This window comes from Otariodibacter sp. (assembly GCF_029256985.1).
Taxonomy (GTDB): domain Bacteria; phylum Pseudomonadota; class Gammaproteobacteria; order Enterobacterales; family Pasteurellaceae; genus Otariodibacter.
Genome location: NZ_JARIDQ010000059.1, coordinates 1 through 4,589, shown reverse-complemented (window position 1 = coordinate 4,589; position 4,589 = coordinate 1). Strand labels below are relative to the sequence as shown.

Annotated in this window: 6 protein-coding genes and 1 pseudogene; 1 reads left to right on the top strand and 6 read right to left on the bottom strand. The window is 36.0% G+C overall.

Features of this window, described 5'->3' with window-relative positions:
* The 4 genes from Q1J40_RS06320 to moaD all read right to left on the bottom strand — a co-directional run.
* On the bottom strand, positions 1 to 1,403 hold a 1,403-nt coding region (locus Q1J40_RS06320; RefSeq protein ID WP_301099202.1), incomplete at its 3' end, for a GNAT family N-acetyltransferase.
* Complete coding sequence (gene ybeY, locus Q1J40_RS06315) at positions 1,404 to 1,880, bottom strand: rRNA maturation RNase YbeY (RefSeq protein ID WP_301099201.1); 477 nt, start codon at positions 1,878 to 1,880, stop codon at positions 1,404 to 1,406.
* A gap of 23 nt (positions 1,881 to 1,903) precedes the next feature.
* On the bottom strand, positions 1,904 to 2,356 hold the full coding sequence (moaE, locus tag Q1J40_RS06310) for a molybdopterin synthase catalytic subunit MoaE (protein WP_301099199.1): 453 nt from the start codon (positions 2,354 to 2,356) through the stop codon (positions 1,904 to 1,906).
* Positions 2,357 to 2,602, bottom strand: coding sequence for a molybdopterin synthase sulfur carrier subunit (moaD, locus tag Q1J40_RS06305; RefSeq protein WP_301099198.1), 246 nt, complete (start codon positions 2,600 to 2,602; stop codon positions 2,357 to 2,359). It lies immediately after the preceding gene.
* 135 nt (positions 2,603 to 2,737) lie between these two features.
* Here moaD and pldA point away from each other — a divergent pair, with 135 nt between their 5' ends.
* Positions 2,738 to 3,613, top strand: coding sequence for a phospholipase A (pldA, locus tag Q1J40_RS06300; RefSeq protein WP_301099197.1), 876 nt, complete (start codon positions 2,738 to 2,740; stop codon positions 3,611 to 3,613).
* Positions 3,614 to 3,709: 96 nt separating this feature from the next.
* Here pldA and moaC read toward each other — a convergent pair whose 3' ends face one another.
* Together moaC and moaA are read right to left on the bottom strand one after the other, a co-directional pair.
* Entirely contained in the window at positions 3,710 to 4,183 is a 474-nt protein-coding gene (gene moaC / locus Q1J40_RS06295) for a cyclic pyranopterin monophosphate synthase MoaC (RefSeq protein WP_301099195.1), read from the bottom strand.
* A gap of 30 nt (positions 4,184 to 4,213) precedes the next feature.
* A pseudogene (gene moaA, locus Q1J40_RS06290) lies at positions 4,214 to 4,589 on the bottom strand (GTP 3',8-cyclase MoaA); the annotation flags it as partial.

The following is a 4,589-nucleotide window of genomic DNA, read 5'->3' as shown; positions in this document are numbered from 1 at the left end:
ATAAAATCAATATTAGCAGGGATTTGTGAAATAACTTGTTGAACTAACCGCTTACCATAGCCTTTATTTTGATAAATAGGAGCAACTGCAATACGAGAAATACGAACAGAATTAAGCAGGCAAGCATCGGGTAAGTTTGCTTGAAAGCATAGGTATTGAGCAACCAAATTACCTTGTGGTCTTCGTTCTCCTCGCCAGATTGCTTTCGTAAGCTCTTGATCTAAGCCTCCCTCATTAACCAACCAACAGCCAGCAATTAGCCTTTCTTTTTCTTTAATTTGATAAAATGCTTGAGCTGAACCATCAAATAATCGGCGTAGATCCGTTGGTGTCGTCTTGTAATGAGCTTGAGCAAGTAGCGCATAAAAAGGTAATTTTTCGCCATAAGTATTATGATTGTTTAGCTCTATCCGATTAGCAACAGTAAGATCATCATCTAATAACAATAATTGATTAATAAAGCTTTCTAGCGGATCGTTTTTCCCCCAACGTAGAGGTTCAGTTAGTTGCCAATGTTTATGGGGTTGATTGAGTTGAGAGAGTAGTTTGAGCGAAAATCCTCGCCCTGTTCCTTCATAATTTTGAGTTGTCGTTGTTAGGATAACTTTTGCAAAATACTGACAAAGTTTCAATAGCATTGGTATTGGTAAACTTGCCGCCTCATCAATAAATAGCCAATGATGTGGCGATATTTGACGAGTTTCAATTAACTCAATCAGTTTATCGGGAGCAAAAAATTGAATATTATCACTTTGAATATTTTTCCAAAAATTAGGTAAGACGGAACGGCTACGAGCCGTGATAATCACTTGATGATTTGTCGATAAAAATTGTGCTAATTTTCCTGCAAGGGTTGATTTCCCTCGTCCACGAGGTGCAGTAATAAGATGAACTGTAGCGGGATCAAGCGGTAGGTTATTATAAATAATTTGTTGATCTTTAGTGAGTGCATTGTTATTTTTCGTGACGTTGTCACTTTTTCTGTTAAGTTTTAAGTTAGATTTTGATACCCGAACTTCAAAATTAAATGACTTAACTAAATCTTGGAAATAGTGATAAAAATAAGGTGTTGCAATTAATTGATTGTTATTCCAACGAAGAGAATCAATATCTGGTGTAGCTGTTAAATTATTCCATTGCGGACAAATAATATAGAGCGTTCCATCTTCTTGAATCGTACCTGCAATAATCGCTAAGGCTTCTAAATGTAAGCAGATTCTTTGTTCTGCTCGCATATCATAGAATGCAAAAGGAAACTCTTGTCCGAGTAAGGTTTTTGCATTAGAAAAAGGAATATTTAGTGGATAGTCGCTAAGGGTACTATGAGATAAATAAGGCACAGAGGCGGAAAAAGCTTCTGTGATAGAAAAATTATAATCTGTAATGATTGATAATGTTCTCATCTATTTTTCAGAGATATAAGGATCTTCATAGCCCAATGATTGCATAATTTGGGTTTCTAAACTTTCCATTTCTTCTGCTTCGTCATCAGTAATATGATCGTAGCCTAATAAATGCAGAGTGCCATGAATGGCAAGATGTGCCCAATGGGATTCAAGGGAGATTTCTTGCTCTTTTGCTTCCTTTTCTACAACTTGGCGGCAAATAACTAAATCACCAAGTAAAGGAAGTTCAATTCCTTCTGGTACTTCAAAAGGGAAAGAAAGTACGTTAGTCGGTTTATCCTTACCACGATAAGTAAGATTTAACTCATGGCTTTCTGCTTCATCAACGATTCGAATTGTCATTTCGGTATCAGGAAAGTCATCAGTTTGAGCCTCTTGGCTTAAAGCTTGTTGTACCCAATGTGTAAATTGGGTTTCAGAAGGCAAGTTATTACTATCTTCCGTTACAATTTGTAAATCAATTAATAGACTCATTTAGCAATCCAGTATGTTTATTTTTACCATTTTTCTGCTGCTTGTTGATCGCTTTCACGACCTTCAATCCAACGCTCACCTTCTGTTGTTTTTTCTCTTTTCCAGAAGGGTGCTTTGGTTTTGAGGTAATCCATAATAAATTCATTAGCATGGTACGCATCACCTCGGTGAGCAGAGCTTACTCCAACAAGCACAATTTCATCGCCAGTATTTAATTGCCCGATACGATGAATAACTGCTACACGTTGCAAATCCCAACGCTCTCTTGCATCAGTGACAATGTCACGCAATGCTTTTTCAGTCATTGCAGGGTAATGCTCTAAAAATAAGCCAGAAACATTATCCCCTAAATTCATTTCTCTCACTTTTCCCACAAAAATCGTTGTTGCACCAACAGAGTGAAGTTCACTCAACCAGTGATAAATTTTATTTTGGTCGAATTCTTCTTGTTGAACTTGGATAAGATCTTGTCTCATTTAACCTCCAGTAACGGGTGGGAAAAATGCAACTTCATCGCCATCTTTAATTTCAGCACTAAGAGGAGAGATTGTTTGATTGATAGCAACCAATAATTTACCTGATTCTAAGGCTAACGCCCATTTTCTTCCTTTTTGAGAAAGATGTTTACGAAGTTGTTCCGCAGTTGAAAATTTAGCTTCAAGCTCAAGGCTATCTGTATCGACTAATTCTCGAGTTTGAGCAAAAAAAAGTACTTTGATCATAATATAAAAACTAAAAATTGTGAGTATTATTAAGCATTTTATCATAAAGTGTAAATTTTAGTTAGGTAATAAAAAGGATGAAAAAATAATAGAAAAATGATTAAATAGGTTCAAATTGTATATTGGAGTTACATTGTGAATCGAATTGTTACTTTTTCTATGATCCCAGCAATATTGTCACTAAGTTTACCGAGTTTTGCTATTGAAGAGAATATTAATGCGCCTATTGATAATTTTCCTTATAAAAGTAGGACTCAAATGCTTTTAACGAAGCGATCAGATGATTTTATTGGTTTAATGGCATATGGTCAGAACTACTTAATGGAAAGCGTATTTAATAAAAATATTAATTACAATAGAGATCGAGCTAAACATGATGAAATTAAATTTCAAATTAGTTTAGCTTTACCTTTGTGGCGTGGTATTTTGAGTGAAAATTCTGTATTAGCAGCTTCTTATACACAACGCTCATGGTTCCAGTTCTCAAATTCAGGTGAGTCGTCACCCTTCCGTGAAAGTAATTACGAACCGCAAGTATTTCTAGCTTGGGATACAAAATACCAGTTACCATTCGGTTGGACTCTAAATGATATTGAAACAGGGTGGAATCATGAGTCTAATGGACGGGGTGAAGATGAAAATAAATCGCGCAGTTGGAATAGACTTTACACCAGAGCATTAGCTAGCAAAGGAAATTGGATTGTTGAATTAAAGCCTTGGTGGCGAATTCCTGAGAAATCAAAAGATGATGATAATCCAGATATTACAAAATATCGTGGCCACTTTGATTTAACCGTTGGTTATCGATATAACAAACACCAAATCAAAGTCAAAGGACATTTTAATCCTAAATATGGTCGTGGTGGAACAGAGATCACTTACAGTTACCCTATCACCCGATATATCCGCCTATATACCCAATATTATGGTGGATATGGGGAATCATTAATTGATTACAATAAAAATATTCAACGTTTTGGTATAGGGATTTCTTTAAATAATATTTTCTAATCCAAATCATAGAGAAAAATAAGCGGTCAGTTTATAGTTAAATTTTGCAAAAAATCACTAAAAACTGACCGCTTGTACTTTGTAATAAATGACAGGCTAAACAGAAAAATCGCCAGATTTTCCACCGCTTTTGCTTAATAGACGGACAGGTCCAATAACCATATCTTTTTGAACTGCTTTGCACATATCGTAGATAGTAAGGGCAGCAACACTCGCAGCTGTTAAGGCTTCCATTTCTACACCTGTTTTACCAGTTAATTTACATAAAGATTCTATACGGACTTGATTTGTTTCGAGCAATGCTTCTAGTTGTACTTCAACTTTTGAAAGTAGTAATGGATGGCAAAGAGGAATAAGATCCCAAGTGCGTTTTGCCGCTTGAATTCCTGCAATACGGGCGGTAGCGAAAACGTCGCCTTTATGATGATTGCCCGATACGATCATTTGTAATGTTTCGGGATTCATTGTAACAAAAGCTTCTGCACGAGCTTCTCTTACTGTTTCTTGTTTGCCAGAAACGTCCACCATATTGGCTTCGCCATTTTGATTGATATGTGTAAATGTTGTCATTTTTTATCTCAATAATATCTAATAATTTTGTTATCCACCAATACTAGCAAGATGCTGACGAACACCACTGTCGCCCAGATGTAAATAATGATGTTCACGTTTACCTTGTAAGGCACATTTTAAACGAGTTTCAAGCTGTAATTGTTGTTCATTTGATTGGAGTAAATCACGAATATTTATGCCTTCTTCGCCAAATAAACAGAGATGTAATTTGCCTAAAGCAGAAACACGTAGGCGATTGCAACTTGCACAGAAATTCTTTTCATAAGGCATAATTAAGCCAATTTCGCCGACATAATCGGGGTGGGAGAGAACTTTTGCTGGTCCATCAGATAAGGCTTTTTGATTTAGTGTCCAACCTTCACTAAGCAAGCGGTTCAAGATTGTTTCGCCTGATAAATGTTGC